This window comes from uncultured Xanthomarina sp., from assembly GCF_963971605.1.
GTDB lineage: Bacteria > Bacteroidota > Bacteroidia > Flavobacteriales > Flavobacteriaceae > Xanthomarina > Xanthomarina gelatinilytica.
Genome location: NZ_CAXATZ010000001.1, coordinates 102,681 through 118,585, shown reverse-complemented (window position 1 = coordinate 118,585; position 15,905 = coordinate 102,681). Strand labels below are relative to the sequence as shown.

The window sequence follows — 15,905 nt, the reverse complement described above, 5'->3', positions numbered from 1 at the left end:
ATGAAAGGAATCATACTAGCAGGAGGATCAGGCACAAGATTACACCCATTAACATTATCGGTAAGCAAGCAATTAATGCCTATTTACGATAAACCCATGATTTATTACCCATTGTCTACATTAATGTATGCTGGAATCCATGAGATTTTAATCATTTCCACACCAAAAGACTTACCACTTTTTAAAGATTTGCTTGGGGATGGAAAAAAGTATGGTTGCAGGTTTGAGTACGCAGTACAGGAGCACCCAAATGGTTTAGCTGAAGCTTTCATTATAGGAGAAAATTTTATTGGTAAAGATAAAGTAGCCCTAATTTTAGGAGACAACATATTTTATGGCACTGGATTATCAAATTTATTGCAGAGCAACAACAATCCCGAAGGAGGTGTTATTTACGCTTATAGGGTTCACGATCCCGAACGCTATGGCGTAGTGGAATTTGACAGTAACGGTCAAGCCATTTCCATAGAAGAAAAACCAAAAAAGCCCAAATCCAATTATGCCGTTCCTGGGATTTACTTTTACGACAATTCCGTAGTTGAAATTGCCAAGAACATCATACCTAGCCATAGAGGCGAACTTGAAATTACAGATGTAAACAAGGAATACTTATCCCAAGGTAAATTAAATGTTAGTATTTTAGATAGAGGCACTGCATGGTTGGACACAGGGACGTTTCAATCGCTTATGCAGGCGTCTCAATTTGTTGAGGTTATTGAAGAACGGCAAGGATTGAAAATAGGATCCATTGAAGCTGCAGCATATGAAATGAATTATATTTCTGAGAAACAATTCAAAGAACTTGCTCAACCCTTATTAAAAAGTGGCTACGGCAAAAACTTATTAGGTTTATTGAATAACAAATAAATGACAGCATTAGAAACTAAATTACAAGACTGCTTTATTCTAGAACCCAAGATTTTTGAAGACCATAGAGGTTATTTTTTTGAGTCTTTCAATCAAAATCAATTCAATACCTTGACCAATACCAATACAACGTTTGTTCAAGACAACGAATCTTTTTCAACTAAAGGGGTTTTAAGAGGTTTGCATTATCAAACAGGCGAGCATGCACAAGCCAAATTGGTTCGTGTTATTAAAGGAAGTGTATTGGATGTGGCAGTTGATCTTAGAAAAAACTCCCCAACTTTCTGTCAATATGTTGCTGTTGAACTCACAGAAACCAATAAAAAACAGCTGTTTATCCCTAGAGGTTTTGCCCATGGGTTTGTTGTTTTAAGCGAGACAGCTATTTTTTCATATAAATGTGATAATTTTTATAATAAAGAATCTGAAGGAGGTATCATATATAATGACCCTACTTTGAACATAAATTGGCAATTGCCGGAAGATTCCCTGATAGTTTCAGAAAAAGATTTAGCTTTACCAAAATTTTCTGACTTAAAGCTATGATTAATATTTTAGTTACTGGTAGTAATGGGCAACTTGGTAAATCAATTAAAGATATGGAGCACAAGCACTCTAACTTTAATTTTATTTTTACAGACTACCAAGAGCTTGATATTTCTGATTTTAACTCAGTTGAGAATTTTTTTAAAAACAATTCTATTGATTTTTGTATTAACTGTGCAGCTTATACAGCAGTAGATCAAGCAGAGAACAATCCAGAAGAAGCATATCAAATCAATGAACTTGGGGTAAAAAATCTTGCCACTGTAATTAAAAACAATCAAACCATCTTAATCCATATCTCAACCGATTTTGTTTTTGACGGTACAAAAAAAGAACCCTATACAGAAGCGGATTCCACAAATCCATTAAATGTGTATGGAAACTCAAAATTAAAAGGCGAAACTCATATTCAAACCATTCTCACAAACTATTTTATTATCAGAACCTCTTGGTTATATTCTGAGCATGGCAATAATTTTGTAAAAACCATGCTACGATTAGCAAGTGAAAAAAATGAAATACAGGTTGTGAATGATCAAATAGGTTCGCCAACTTATGCTAAAGACTTAGCAGAATTTATACTTTGGATTATTTCAGAAAACATCAATGATTATGGTTTGTATCATTATTGCAATTCCGGATCCATTAGCTGGTATGAATTTACATTAAACATATTCAAGATATTGAACATTCACACTAAAGTTATTCCAACTTCCTCTTCAAAATATAAAACACTGGCAACAAGACCGTTATACTCAGTTTTGAGTACCAAAAAAACAGAAGAGGTTTTTAACTTAAAATCAAAACCTTTTTTAACCAGTTTAAATAACTGTTTAAAACACTTATAACTATTAGTTTAAGTAAAATAGGATAAATGAATATTTATGGTATTTTTGTAAATCAATTTTTTAAACACTGTAATTGAATAAATTAATTAATAATGAGTAGAAAAGTAGCACTTATAACTGGAGTAACAGGACAAGATGGAGCTTATTTAAGTGAATTTTTGTTAAAAAAAAACTACATAGTTCATGGTATTAAAAGAAGATCCTCTTTATTTAATACTGACAGAATAGACCACCTTTATCAAGATCCTCACGAGAAAAACCAAAACTTTATTCTTCATTATGGTGATTTAACCGATAGCACAAATTTAATCAGGATAATACAAGAGGTCCAACCTGATGAAATATATAATCTAGCAGCAATGAGTCATGTTCATGTATCATTTGAAATGCCGGAGTATACTGCAAATGCTGATGGAATTGGTACTTTAAGAATATTAGAAGCAATTAAAATATTAGGACTAGAAAAAAAAACAAGGATATATCAGGCATCTACCTCTGAATTATACGGAAAGGTACAAGAAGTACCACAAACAGAAAAGACTCCTTTTTACCCAAGAAGCCCATATGCTGTAGCGAAAATGTATGCTTTTTGGATAACTGTAAACTATAGGGAAGCTTATGGTATATATGCTTGTAATGGTATTTTGTTTAATCACGAATCCCCAATAAGAGGAGAAACTTTTGTTACAAGAAAAATAACTAGAGCAACATCTAAAATAGCTCTTGGGTTACAAGAGAAAATTTACTTGGGAAATCTAGATGCCCAGCGAGATTGGGGTCATGCCAAAGACTATATTAGGATGATGTGGATGATTCTACAAGCTGAAACCCCAGAAGATTGGGTTATTGCAACTGGGAAAACAACAACAGTTAGAGACTTTGTAAAAATGTGCTTTGCTCATATAGGTGTAGAACTGGAATTTAAAGGAAATGGTTCCAACGAAAAAGGCTATATTAAAACCTGTTCTAACCCTGATTATCAATTGGAAATAGGGAAAGAAGTTATTTGTGTTGATGAAAAATACTTTAGGCCTACCGAAGTTGACTTGCTAATTGGTGATGCAACCAAAGCTAAAGAAAAATTAGGATGGGTTCCAGAATATGACTTACCTGCACTTGTTGAAGATATGATGACCAGCGACATTAAGGTAATGAAAAAACAACAATATCTTCAAGATGGTGGTTACAGAATAAAAAATTACTTTGAATAATAAAGCATGAATAAAGATTCTAAAATATATGTCGCAGGACATAGAGGTCTTGTAGGGAGTGCTATATTAGAAAACCTCCAATCTAAAGGCTATTCAAATTTAATTACACGCACACATAAAGAGTTAGACTTAACAAATCAGTTAGAAGTTAAAATGTTTTTTGAATTAGAAAAACCCGAGTATGTGTTTTTAGCTGCAGCAAAAGTTGGAGGAATAGTGGCAAATAATGTTTATAGAGCAGATTTTATCTATGACAACATGATGATTCAAAATAATGTAATTCATCAAAGTTATGTTAACAAGACAAAGAAACTTCTTTTTTTAGGAAGTACATGCATTTACCCTAAAAACGCACCTCAACCCATGAAAGAAGAGTATCTGTTAACAGATACTTTAGAGTATACAAATGAACCCTATGCCATAGCAAAAATTGCTGGAATAAAAATGTGTGAGAGTTATAATATTCAATATAACACAAATTTTATTTCTGTAATGCCAACAAACTTATATGGCCCTAATGACAATTTCGATTTAGAAAAATCACATGTCTTACCAGCATTAATTAGGAAAATACACTTAGCAAAGTTACTTTATGAAAATAAATTTGATGAAATTTTAAAAGACACAGGATTTCAAAATTTAGAAGAAGCAAAAGCTTACTTACAAAATTTTGGTGTTTCAGAAAATAGCGTTGAAATTTGGGGTACAGGAAAACCGATGAGAGAATTTTTGTGGTCTGAAGACATGGCAGATGCTTGTGTGTTTATTATGGAAAAAAGGAATTTTAAAGATACTTATTCTGAAGGAGATAATGAAATTAGAAATACACACATAAATATAGGTACAGGCAAAGAGGTTTCCATAAAAGAATTAGCAGAGACAATCAAAAAAACAATTGGTTTTAAAGGCAATTTAGCATTTAATACAAACAAACCAGATGGAACCATGCGCAAGTTAACAGATGTTTCAAAATTAAACAAGTTAGGTTGGAAACATTCAATAGAGTTAAATGAAGGAATACAAAAAATCTACGAATGGTACCTCAAAAAAGATTGTTAGGTTGGGGTTTGAATGTTTTTATGATGCTATTTAAAGTATAATACTAAATGATGATAAACTCAAAAGAAACTATCATTCCAAATTTTTTAATTGTTGGCGCAGCTAAAGCAGGCACAACATCTTTAGCTAAGTACTTAAACGAACATCCAGATATTTTTATTTCAAAAATTAAAGAACCAAGATTCTTTATTGCTAACACAATCAAAAAGACTACAACTTCAGACCCTTCATATAATTATCTAATTAAAAATTCTATATTAAATCCTGAAGATTACTTTAGTCTATTTAAAAATAGAAATGAAAAGGCAATAGGGGAAGCGAGTGTACATTATTTATATCATCACGAAGAAGCTATCAACAATATTGTTAAATATTTAGGGACTGAAACAAGAATAATAATTTTGTTGAGAAATCCAGTCTATAGAGCTCTATCAAACTGGAAATATCAAGATAAAGATTTCTTAAAATTTAAGGAAGCATTAAAAAATGAGGAAAAAAGAAAAAACAAAGGCTATAATTCTTTTTGGTTTTATTCAGAACTGGGATTTTATTATAAACAAGTAAACGCTTATATTAAAACCTTTAAAAATGTTAAGGTCATTTTATTTGAAGACTTTGTAAATAATACAAGTCAAGTTATGAATGATTTGTATGATTATTTAGAAGTAAGCAATAATTTTAAGAATGAAGATTTTGTGAAACATAACGATTCATCATTATCAATTATACCAAAACATAACCTTTTAAAAAACCTTTTAAAAAACCAAAAGCGCATAAATGCTTTTAATAAATTAGTGAGCAAAAATATAGTGCCTGAAAACCTATATATCCAGAAGAAAGATTTAATATATAAAGACGATATTTCTTATTTAAAAAACCTTTATAGAGAAGACATAATAAAATTACAAAAACTAATTAACCAAGATTTATCAAATTGGTTGTAAACTAAACAAAAATGAAACAAATATTCTACTTTGGACACTGTTGGGCAGACAATATAGGCAATGCATTTATTGATTTTGGAATCAATTACTGCCTAAAAGAAGCTTTAAAAGACCAAGACGTTCAAATCAATAATATTTCCAACATGCAACCTTATAATGATTATAAGTTTAATTATAGATTTCCATATAATTATTTAAGTGGCGGCAGAAAAAAAGCAGATTCAGTTTTTGATCTTAGAATGCAAACAAAACCAGATTTGGTCATTTTAGGTGGTTCGCTTTTTGATGTTTTTTGGTGTAAAGTACATTCAAAATTTTTAGATTGGTTAATTCAAAATCAATATCCAGTTTTTGTCCTAGGTGGAGGTGGTGGTAACAATTATAGTCAAGAAGAACTTGATTTTGTTTCTAGTTATTGGAAAAAAATAAATTTTATAGGGTACGTGGCAAGAGATGAAAAAGCTTTTAGTAATTTCGGGAAATATGCTAAAATAGCTTATAGTGGAATTGATAATGCATTCTTCTTGAACAACGCATTTACTCCAGCCCCATTAAATATGGAACCCTTTATAATTAATAGTTTCGATCTAACTTATTTAAGAACAGTTAAAGAAGGTTCTAAAAAAATAATAAAATTATCTCATAGATTATTGGATGTAGATAGTTTTAAATATTTTTTGGTTAAGAGGTTTAAAGCATTTAAACTAATAAAATCTTATGATTTAATTACAGACTACCCTAACGATTACTTACACTTATATGCCAATGCTGATGTTACACATTCCGATAGGGTTCATGCTTGTGTATCTTCTTTAATTTTTGGCAAAAAAGCACAGTATTATGACAAATCTGATAGATCTTATCTTTTTGATAGGGTTGGGTTATCTGAAATTAGAAACAAACCCGTAGAGTTAGATATGGACTTTATTGAAAAAGAAAAACAAAAGCAATTAGAGGTTATTAAAGAAATTTATATGCAGATTTGTTAAATGTTATAATAACATTTTAATACTACTTTAAAATCATAAAAAATGGTGATAAGCAAATATCTTCAGTTAGCAATAAAAGCCTCTTTAAAAGCTGGAGAAAAAATAATGGAAGTTTATAATTCCGTTATAGAAGTAGAATATAAAGATGACAAATCGCCTTTAACAGAAGCAGATAAACAGGCTAATGATATTATTAATTCTTTTTTGTTGCCAACCCAAATCCCCATCATTTCAGAAGAAAATAAACAAACAGATTATTCCATTAGAAAAACTTGGGAAACCTGTTGGGTTGTAGATCCCGTTGATGGTACCAAGGAGTTTATTAAACGCAATGGGGAATTTACCGTTAACATTGCTTTAGTTACAAATGGCAAACCTGTTTTAGGTGTTATTTATGTGCCAGAATCCAAAGTGTTATATTTTGCCGAAGTGAATAAAAAAGAAGGTTTTAAAGTAACATTGAATTCTCATCAAACTTCCATAGAAGACTTAATGGAAAAGGCAACACCTTTAAGACCAAAACATGGGGTTTCGAACCTTGTTCAAGTGGTTGGAAGCCGCTCCCACATGAGCCAGGAAACTTTGGATTATATGGAGACTCTTAAAGCCACAGGAAAAGATGTTGAAGTGGTTTCAAAAGGCAGCTCTCTAAAGTTCTGTTTGGTTGCAGAAGGAAATGCAGATGTTTATCCACGTTTTGCACCAACCATGGAATGGGACACAGCAGCTGGTCAGGCCATTTGTAACGCTGTTGGAATTGAAGTTATTTCAAAAGAAACAAACAAATCTTTAATGTACAATAAAGAAAACCTTTTAAATCCTTGGTTTTTAGTTCATAAATAATGGTAGACATATCCCATAAAAGACATATAGCCAAATCCATTACCTGGAGAATTGTGGGTACCATAGATACCATCATTCTGTCATGGATTATTTCTGGAGATCCTTTTGTTGGGTTAAAAATAGGTATGGCCGAAGTGGTAACCAAAATGATATTTTATTATTTTCACGAAAGAGCCTGGTTTAAAATCAATCTATCTAAAGACGGTAAAATACTTGAAAGCAGGAAACGTCATATAGCCAAAACATTTACCTGGAGAATTGTAGGTACCATGGATACCATGATTATTGCCTGGATTATCTCTGGCAACCCATTAACAGGACTAAAAATAGGCTTTGCCGAAGTGGTCACTAAAATGCTGTTATACTATTTTCACGAGCGTATATGGTATAAAATTAATTTTGGATTATCAGAACGCAAAAAGTAGCTATTATGAAAGAAAATATCATCCCACATTCATATCAAATTTCCATTCAAGACAGGAGACAAGCCAATAAGCACAATTCTTTTTTAATGTGGTTTACAGGGCTTTCAGGTTCGGGAAAATCCACCATAGCAAATGTTGTTGAACAAGAATTACATAAAAAAGGTATTAAAACGTACATTTTAGATGGTGACAATATACGAAAAGGAATAAATAACGATTTGAGTTTTTCACCAGAAGATAGGACCGAAAATATCAGGAGGATTGCAGAAACGGCCAATTTAATGGTTGATGCTGGTTTAGTGGTACTTGCGGCATTTGTATCCCCTTACAAAAAAGATAGGGAGAACATTAAAAGTATCGTTAAAGATGTTAACTTTGTCGAAATATATGTAAACACCAGTCTTGAAGAGTGTGAAAAAAGGGATGTTAAAGGCCTCTATAAAAAAGCTCGGGCAGGTGAAATAAAAAACATGACAGGAATCTCTGCGCCTTATGAAGCGCCTGAGGATCCAGATGTAGAAATAAACACAGAACAAGTATCTGTAGAACAAGCCGTAAAGCAGATTATAGAATATATAACACCAAAATTAAAACTCAAAAATGAGTAAGTATTATTTAAATTATTTAGACGAATTAGAAAGCGAAGCCATTTTTATTTTGCGTGAAGTTTGGGCTCAATTTGAAAATCCTGTGATTCTGTTTTCTGGAGGAAAAGACTCGATTTTAGTAACACACTTGGCAAAAAAAGCGTTTTACCCAGCTAAAATTCCGTTTCCTTTAATGCATGTGGATACAGGTCATAATTTCCCTGAAACCATTCAGTTTAGAGATAATATCATAAAAGAATTAGGTGTTGACCTTATTGTAGGATCTGTTCAAGAATCCATAGACGATGGACGTGTAGCTGAAGAAAAAGGAAAAAATGCCACTAGAAATGCACTACAAATAACCACACTTTTAGATGCTATTGAGGCAAATAAGGTGGATTGTGCCATAGGTGGAGGAAGACGTGATGAAGAAAAAGCCAGGGCTAAAGAACGTTTCTTTTCACATAGGGACGATTTTGGCCAATGGGATCCAAAAAATCAAAGGCCAGAGCTTTGGAATATTTTTAATGGTAAACATTTTCAAGGAGAGCACTTTAGGGCTTTCCCAATTAGTAACTGGACAGAAATGGATGTCTGGAATTACATTAAACGCGAAAACATAGCCATACCATCATTGTATTACGCTCACGAACGCGAAGTGGTATGGAGACAGGATTCTTGGATACCAAATTCAGAGTTTTTGGTTTTAGAAGATCATGAAGAAATAGTGGTCAAGAAAGTTCGTTTTAGAACCCTTGGAGATATTACAATCACTGGAGGTATCGAATCTGATGCAGATACTTTAGAGAAAATTGCAGAAGAGGTGTCTGGAATGCGTCAAACAGAAAGAGGAAACCGAAGTGATGATAAACGTTCAGAATCTGCTATGGAAGACCGCAAGCGTCAGGGGTATTTTTAGTGATGTGAATTGTACGAATTGATACGAATTAACACGAATTAAACGGATTTTTACGAATTACGCTGATTAATGGGAAAACTAATTTTTGAAAAAGAGACCTATGTTATAATCGGATTGTGTATGCAAGTTCACAAAGGATTGGGTGCAGGTTTTTTGGAGTCGGTTTACCATGAAGCTCTGGAAAGAGAGTTTAGCAAAAAGGGAATTCCGTTTAAATCAAAACAAAAAATACAAGTTTATTATAACGATGAACCGCTCGATAAATATTTTGTAGCTGATTTTATTTGTTATGACAAAATAATTGTAGAACTAAAAGCAGCAGCTTTTTTACATAAGAATTTTGAAGCCCAAACGATTAATTATGTTAAATCTACTAACCATCCGTTAGGATTATTGGTGAATTTTGGACAGTTAAGTTTGGTCTGGAAACGATTTATTAACACATAGAAATATAGAAATATCACGGGAACAATCTGCGTAATCTGCGTAAATCCGTGAAAATAAGAATAACATGTTAGACAACAATCAATTATTACGTTTTACAACAGCAGGAAGTGTAGATGATGGTAAAAGTACGCTAATAGGGCGTTTGCTTTACGACTCAAAATCTATTTTTGAAGACCAATTGCAAGCTATTGAGACTACCAGCAAGAAAAAAGGTCATGAAGGGGTGGATTTGGCTTTATTTACAGATGGTCTGCGTGATGAGCGCGAACAAGGTATTACTATCGATGTAGCATATAGATATTTTACAACTCCCAAACGTAAATTTATAATTGCAGATACACCTGGACACATTCAATATACAAGAAATATGGTCACTGGAGCTTCTACTGCCAATGCCGCCATTATTTTGGTGGATGCCAGACATGGTGTTATTGAGCAAACCAAAAGACATTCGTTTATAGCCTCCTTATTACAGATTCCTCATGTGATAGTATGTATCAATAAAATGGACTTGGTAGGTTATTCGGAAGAGGCCTATACCAAGGTCATCAATCAATTTGAAGAGTTTTCATCAAAAATGTTGGTAAAAGATGTGCGTTTTATTCCTATTAGTGCCTTAAAAGGGGACAATGTGGTTAACCGTTCCAAAAACATGGATTGGTATCAAGGCGCGCCATTGTTACACACGTTGGAAACCCTGCATATTAGTAGTGATATCAATAAAGTAGATGCCCGTTTTCCAGTTCAAACCGTGTTAAGGCCCCAAAGTGAGACACATAGGGATTACAGAGGCTATGCCGGACGTGTGGCCAGTGGTATTTTTAGGGTTGGAGATGATATAACGGTTATGCCATCTGGTTTTACAAGTAAAATAAAATCAATTAATTTATACAATAAGGAATTAGAAGAAGCCTATGCACCAATGTCTGTTTCCATGACTTTGGAAGACGATATAGATATTAGTAGAGGCGATATGATTGTGCGTTCTAATAATAAACCTGAAGCATCACAGGATCTAGAAGTGATGTTGTGTTGGTTAAACAATAGTCCTGCGAAACCTCGTGCAAAATATTCTATTCGTCACACCTCCAACGAACAAAAAGCCATGATCAAGGAAGTGGTTTATAAGTTTAATATTAACACATTGGACCGTATTACAGGAGATGCAGAATTGAAAATGAATGATATTTGTAAAGTGAAAATAAGAACCACCAAGCCTCTAATGATAGATTCCTATAGAGAAAATAGGACCACAGGAAGTATCATTTTGGTGGATGATTCCACGAATGAAACCGTTGCAGCAGGTATGATTGTTTAAATTACACATTTTATGAAAAGAGTATTAGTATTATCACTTTTATTAGTATTATTTAATAGCTGTAAAGAAGCAACTAATAAAAATATTGACGAAACATTAGAAGATTCTACCACTAAAGTGGAAGAACCCACAAAAAAGCAATTGGTTTTTAAAATTTCTTTTGAAACAACAATTCCAGATGATTTTACTTTGTATTCAAAGGATGTTTTCTTAAACAACAATAAATTTATGGATATTTATGTTAAACATAAATTAAACATGAATGAAACCCAAAAGACTATAACATATGAGTTTCCTGAAGGTATCGTTCCTGATTACAATTTATCATTATTACTTGGAAGGGAGCATGTTAAAGAAGTGATAATTAATAATATTACTGTGTCTTTTGGAGGTAAGGTTATTGATATTAAACCTTCAGAACTCACAAAATATTTTGCTTTAAACAAATATATTGATTTCAATAGTGAAGAAGGTAAATTAATGACTAAAAAAGTAAAAGGAAAACATAATCCAGTAATATCTTTAAAGAAAAAGCTTTTAACGAAACTAATCAACTAAATTACGCTTAACTCTTGATAAAAAAACCTAATTTCATAATTGCTGGTTTTCCTAAATGTGGTACGACATCGTTATTTGCCTATTTAGAAACACACCCTGAAATTTTTATTCCGCAAAGAAAGGAAATGAATTTTTTTTCTTATCCAATAATAAAGAACCTTACTGGTGGTGAAGGAGACAAAGTTATCGTTGGGACTCAAGTAAGCACTTGGGAGCAATATATGAGTTATTACAGATCCGTTAAGAATGAAAAAGCAATTGGAGACGCTTCTCCTTCATATATAAATTTTCCAGATTGTTTTTCTTACATAAAGGAAAAGCTTGATAATCCTAAAATAATCATTCTCTTAAGGGACCCAATAAAAAGATCATATTCAAACTATTTGCATCTTTATAGAGTGGGTAGAGAAAAATTAGATTTTAATTCGGCTTTATTGGAAGAAGAAAATCGAATTGAAAAGAAATATTCTCCAATGTGGTACTATAAGAGACATTCTACCTACTACGATAAAGTTATTGAAGCTCAAAAAGCGTTCCGAGATGTATTGCTTTTAACTCAAGAAGAAATGAATAAAAACCCAGGAGGGATTTTAAAGCAAGTTTTTGAATTTCTTGAGGTTGATAGCAGCTTTGTCCCTCCAAATCTTGATGTTATGTATAATAAAGGAGGTGTCTACAAAAAAAATAGGATTACCAACCTTTTCTTGAAACAGAGTAAAACAAAACATTTTTTATCTCAAAATGTTTCATTAATAAAAAAACTGAAACCTTTAAAAGACAAAATATTATCTTCATTTGAAGTAGCTCCACCACCTTTAGATAAGCAGTCAGAAGATTTTTTAATTAAACATTTTAAAGAAGATGTAAAAAAACTTCATAAACTAGGAGTCAATACAAGTAATTGGAACCAAAATTATTTTATAGAATAATAACTTACATTAAGCCTGTTTTTGTGAAAAAAATAAAATCGAAAATAAACTTTTTAAAAAACGATGTTGATTTCTCAGAGCTTATTAAAGGTAGTTTCTCTTCTTTAATTGGCAAAATTATAGGAATGGGTTTTGGTTATTTGGTGATAATATTTATATCTAATAAATATGGAGCTGAAGGCCTGGGCTTATTTTCACTTTCAGTAACGGTTTTGAATATAGCTGTATTAATTCCCAAGTTTGGACTGGACAATGGCTTAGTTAGAATACTGAACGAAACTAAAACTAAAGGAAATAAAAATAATTTTTTGGAAGTTTTAAAAGAATCTTCGCTTTTTATGTTGTTTCTGTCCATAATAGCAATGCTAATATTATATTTTTTAGCAGATAAGATAGCTGTTTTGTTTTTTCATAACGAAAAACTTATAGAACCTTTAAAAGCTGTTTCTTTAGCAATTATACCAATAACTTTAATGGTTGTTGCTAGTAGTACTTTTCAGGTGTTTAAAAAAACATTTTACCATATGCTGTTTAAAACAGCGTTGATTAATGTTGTTTTTGTTGTGTTACTTTCTATTAATATTTATGTTTTAGAAGTAACTTCCGATATTTTTATATTGTATTGTACAGCATGTTACATTTCTTTTTTAATCGCTCTTATACTACTTAAGAAGAGATTGAACAAAAGTGTTTTCAACGTAGAAAAGACATATTCTTTTGGTTTAAAAAAAATACTCACTATTTCATATCCAATGATGTTGGCAAATTCATTCGTTTTGCTATTGAGTTGGAGCAACATATTGTTGTTAGGTTATTTTTCTGATGAGTATAGTGTGGGAATTTATAATGCATCAGAGCGTTTGGCAGAACTTTCAGGACTAGCACTTATTGCAATTAATTCAATAGCTGCACCTAAATTTGCAGAAGCTTATTCAAACAATGATCATAAAAAAATTGAAGAAGTTACAAAAAAATCTACCAAAATGATTTTTTTATCTTCTGTTCCAATTCTAATTGTATTGATAGTTTTCGGTGAATTTTTACTTGGCTTTTTTGGCCCAGAATTCACTATTGGTTTTTGGGCATTGGTTTTTTTATGTTTAGGTAGGTTTTTTAGTGCTATTTCTGGGTCTGTAGGTTATATATTGCAGATGACAAATAATCAAAATATTTTTCAAAAAGTTATATTTTTAGCATTTATAGTTAATCTTATTATGAGTATTGTTTTAATACCAAAATATGGTTTTGTTGGAGCTGCAGTTGCAAAATTTATTTCAGCTGTTTTTTGGAATATATTATTGGTTATTATTGTAAAAAAGAGATTGGGATTTTGGTCTTTTTACATTCCTTTTATCACTAAATAAACTAATATTGTTTGTTAATTTAAGAAAAACATTCATTTATGTATATAACACAAAATAAATTACTTCAATATGGTCTTTATAGTAATGCTATTTATGTGTTCTTGTTTTTTTTATTTCAACCGGACGGAATTAGTTTTCACAAGATTGCAATATCTTTCTTTCTTGCATTTTCTGTATGTGCGAGTTTTATTGTCTGTTTTCGTAATAAAAATAGTCTTAGTGAAATACCAAAACTTCACAAAAGAGTTTTTATTTTTTTAATGTTTTGGAGCATTGTTACAATTACTAGAAGCTTCTCATTTAAATTACAAGATTGGATGACAAATTTTGGTAACGTATACATGGCGTTAGCATGGTTTACTCCAATTTTCATTATTATTGGTCAAAAAATAGAAAACTGGATCATAATTTTCAAGTCTATTTGGTTTATGTTTCAATTAATGATATTGAGTTTACTATTTTTACCTTTTCACATACATCCAGGTAAGTTAAGAACGGAATGGGTTTGGTTACTTAGGCCAATGAATTTCATTTTATTAATTGGCATTAATAAATTTAAAGCACATTATAGGTTTATAGCATATATTACTTTTCTGGTTTACATTTTAATGGCCGTTCTTACCCAACAAAGAATTGAGTTTATCTATTTGTTCTTAATTTTCACGTTTATTTTTATAAAAAAAATAAAACATTTTAAAATAAAGAGAAAGTTTTTAAAATTTATATTATTTGGATCAATAGCATTAATATTTATAATTTTTACTTATGGGTATGAAAACCTTTCCAATATTCTATTAAGAATTGTTGAATATCAAGATACACGAATATTCCTATATAACGAATTAATAGCCGAATTAGATAATATTGAAGAGATTATTGGGAGAGGTTCTTTAGGGACATATTATAGCCACTATATGGAACATACTAAATGGTATATTGAAGAGATTCGTAAGCAAACATGGTATGGTGATAGCTCAATAAGGATTACAATTGAAGTTGGTTATTTGCAAATGATTTTAAAAGGAGGTTATATATTATTTTTATCGACTCTTTTTTTAATGCTTAGCTCAAGTTATTTGGCCATCTTTAAATCTAATAATCTTTTTGTTAGAAATTTAGGGTTATATATTTTAGTCCTTTCAATATTAAGTATCATTTCTTTTAGGCCTGCTTTTACTCCTACCTTTATAATTTTATGGACTGCAGTAGGTACTGCATTAAATAAGAGAAACAGAAACATGACAGATCAAGAAATTAAAGAACTTATAAATATATAAAATGTCAAAACTCCCTTTGGTAAGTATAATAACCGTAGTGTATAATGGTGCAAAAACTTTAGAACAAACTATCCTGAGTGTTTTGAACCAAACCTACAAAAACATTGAGTATATAATTATTGATGGAGAATCCACTGATGGTACTTTAGATATTATTGAAATGTATAGGGATAAAATCTCTACTTGTATTAGCGAACCTGATGAAGGATTGTATGACGCTATGAACAAGGGTGTTTCTATAGCTAACGGGGAATTAATAGGTATCATTAATAGCGATGATTGGTTTGAGAAAAATGCTGTAGAGTTAGTGGTTTCCTCATATGTTAATAATCTTAATAAAAAGGTTTTTCATGCTGATAGATATGATGTCTATCCAGATGATACAAAAATAAAATATCCTTTTAACCCTTCAAAGGCAAAATTCTTATACTATGCTATGACTTACAATCATGCTTCAATGTTTTTTCATAGAGATATATACAAAAACTATAAATATAACCCAGAATTTAAAGTTTTTTCAGATTATGAAATGGTTTTAAAGATTTTTCTAAATAACCCTGAATATTTTGAATATATTAACCAAACATATGTAAATTACAGAATAGACGGTATAAGTGCGAACCAAAGCTTAAAATTAAATCTCAATGAAGGTTCTAAAGCTAGGTTAAATGCTGGGTTAAATTATTTTTCTGTAATTATATATGTGTTTTTGACCGTTTCAAAATTTATTACTTCGAAATTAAAACTACGCTTTTAACTAATCAAAGTATAATT

Annotated in this window: 18 protein-coding genes; all 18 read left to right on the top strand. The window is 31.2% G+C overall.

Annotation, left to right across the window (positions count from 1 at the left end; all coding sequences use genetic code 11):
* The 18 genes from rfbA (at window position 1) to AACY93_RS00510 (ending at window position 15,888) form a co-directional block, all read left to right on the top strand.
* Window positions 1–867, top strand: a complete 867-nt coding sequence (gene rfbA, locus AACY93_RS00595) for a glucose-1-phosphate thymidylyltransferase RfbA (protein ID WP_286853076.1) — start codon at window positions 1–3, stop codon at window positions 865–867.
* Window positions 868–1,413, top strand: a complete 546-nt coding sequence (gene rfbC, locus AACY93_RS00590; protein ID WP_286853077.1) for a dTDP-4-dehydrorhamnose 3,5-epimerase — start codon at window positions 868–870, stop codon at window positions 1,411–1,413. It abuts the gene before it with no gap.
* On the top strand, window positions 1,410–2,261 hold the full coding sequence (gene rfbD / locus AACY93_RS00585; RefSeq protein WP_286853078.1) for a dTDP-4-dehydrorhamnose reductase: 852 nt from the start codon (window positions 1,410–1,412) through the stop codon (window positions 2,259–2,261). Before rfbC ends, rfbD begins: the two co-directional genes overlap by 4 nt.
* 92 nt (window positions 2,262–2,353) lie before the next feature.
* Window positions 2,354–3,472 carry a GDP-mannose 4,6-dehydratase gene (gmd, locus tag AACY93_RS00580; protein ID WP_286853079.1) on the top strand — a complete coding sequence of 373 codons (1,119 nt, stop codon included), beginning with the start codon at window positions 2,354–2,356 and terminating at the stop codon, window positions 3,470–3,472.
* A 6-nt stretch (window positions 3,473–3,478) separates the two neighbouring features.
* Window positions 3,479–4,531 carry a GDP-L-fucose synthase gene (locus AACY93_RS00575; RefSeq protein WP_286853080.1) on the top strand — a complete coding sequence of 351 codons (1,053 nt, stop codon included), beginning with the start codon at window positions 3,479–3,481 and terminating at the stop codon, window positions 4,529–4,531.
* Window positions 4,532–4,578: 47 nt separating this feature from the next.
* Complete coding sequence (locus AACY93_RS00570; RefSeq protein ID WP_286853081.1) at window positions 4,579–5,475, top strand: sulfotransferase; 897 nt, start codon at window positions 4,579–4,581, stop codon at window positions 5,473–5,475.
* A gap of 11 nt (window positions 5,476–5,486) precedes the next feature.
* Complete coding sequence (locus AACY93_RS00565) at window positions 5,487–6,464, top strand: polysaccharide pyruvyl transferase family protein (protein ID WP_286853082.1); 978 nt, start codon at window positions 5,487–5,489, stop codon at window positions 6,462–6,464.
* Window positions 6,465–6,506: 42 nt separating this feature from the next.
* Window positions 6,507–7,307, top strand: a complete 801-nt coding sequence (gene cysQ, locus AACY93_RS00560; protein WP_286853083.1) for a 3'(2'),5'-bisphosphate nucleotidase CysQ — start codon at window positions 6,507–6,509, stop codon at window positions 7,305–7,307.
* Window positions 7,307–7,732 carry a DUF2061 domain-containing protein gene (locus AACY93_RS00555; protein ID WP_286853084.1) on the top strand — a complete coding sequence of 142 codons (426 nt, stop codon included), beginning with the start codon at window positions 7,307–7,309 and terminating at the stop codon, window positions 7,730–7,732. Before cysQ ends, AACY93_RS00555 begins: the two co-directional genes overlap by 1 nt.
* A gap of 5 nt (window positions 7,733–7,737) precedes the next feature.
* The gene (gene cysC, locus AACY93_RS00550) at window positions 7,738–8,340 is read left to right on the top strand and encodes an adenylyl-sulfate kinase (protein WP_007647289.1); all 603 of its coding nucleotides are present in this window, start codon (window positions 7,738–7,740) and stop codon (window positions 8,338–8,340) included.
* Complete coding sequence (gene cysD / locus AACY93_RS00545; protein WP_007647291.1) at window positions 8,333–9,238, top strand: sulfate adenylyltransferase subunit CysD; 906 nt, start codon at window positions 8,333–8,335, stop codon at window positions 9,236–9,238. Before cysC ends, cysD begins: the two co-directional genes overlap by 8 nt.
* A gap of 69 nt (window positions 9,239–9,307) precedes the next feature.
* Window positions 9,308–9,685 carry a GxxExxY protein gene (locus tag AACY93_RS00540; protein WP_286853085.1) on the top strand — a complete coding sequence of 126 codons (378 nt, stop codon included), beginning with the start codon at window positions 9,308–9,310 and terminating at the stop codon, window positions 9,683–9,685.
* Window positions 9,686–9,749: 64 nt separating this feature from the next.
* Window positions 9,750–11,003 carry a GTP-binding protein gene (locus AACY93_RS00535; protein WP_286853086.1) on the top strand — a complete coding sequence of 418 codons (1,254 nt, stop codon included), beginning with the start codon at window positions 9,750–9,752 and terminating at the stop codon, window positions 11,001–11,003.
* A gap of 12 nt (window positions 11,004–11,015) precedes the next feature.
* Window positions 11,016–11,561 (top strand): hypothetical protein, encoded by a 546-nt coding sequence (locus AACY93_RS00530; protein WP_286853087.1) that lies wholly within the window; start codon window positions 11,016–11,018, stop codon window positions 11,559–11,561.
* A 14-nt stretch (window positions 11,562–11,575) separates the two neighbouring features.
* A complete protein-coding gene (locus AACY93_RS00525; protein WP_286853088.1) occupies window positions 11,576–12,490 on the top strand; it encodes a sulfotransferase in 915 nt (304 codons plus the stop codon).
* A 23-nt stretch (window positions 12,491–12,513) separates the two neighbouring features.
* Window positions 12,514–13,854, top strand: a complete 1,341-nt coding sequence (locus tag AACY93_RS00520; protein WP_286853089.1) for a flippase — start codon at window positions 12,514–12,516, stop codon at window positions 13,852–13,854.
* A 38-nt stretch (window positions 13,855–13,892) separates the two neighbouring features.
* Window positions 13,893–15,131, top strand: a complete 1,239-nt coding sequence (locus tag AACY93_RS00515) for a hypothetical protein (protein WP_286853090.1) — start codon at window positions 13,893–13,895, stop codon at window positions 15,129–15,131.
* Between the two features lies 1 nt (window position 15,132).
* A complete protein-coding gene (locus AACY93_RS00510) occupies window positions 15,133–15,888 on the top strand; it encodes a glycosyltransferase family 2 protein (RefSeq protein WP_286853091.1) in 756 nt (251 codons plus the stop codon).
* Window positions 15,889–15,905: the final 17 nt, after the last annotated feature.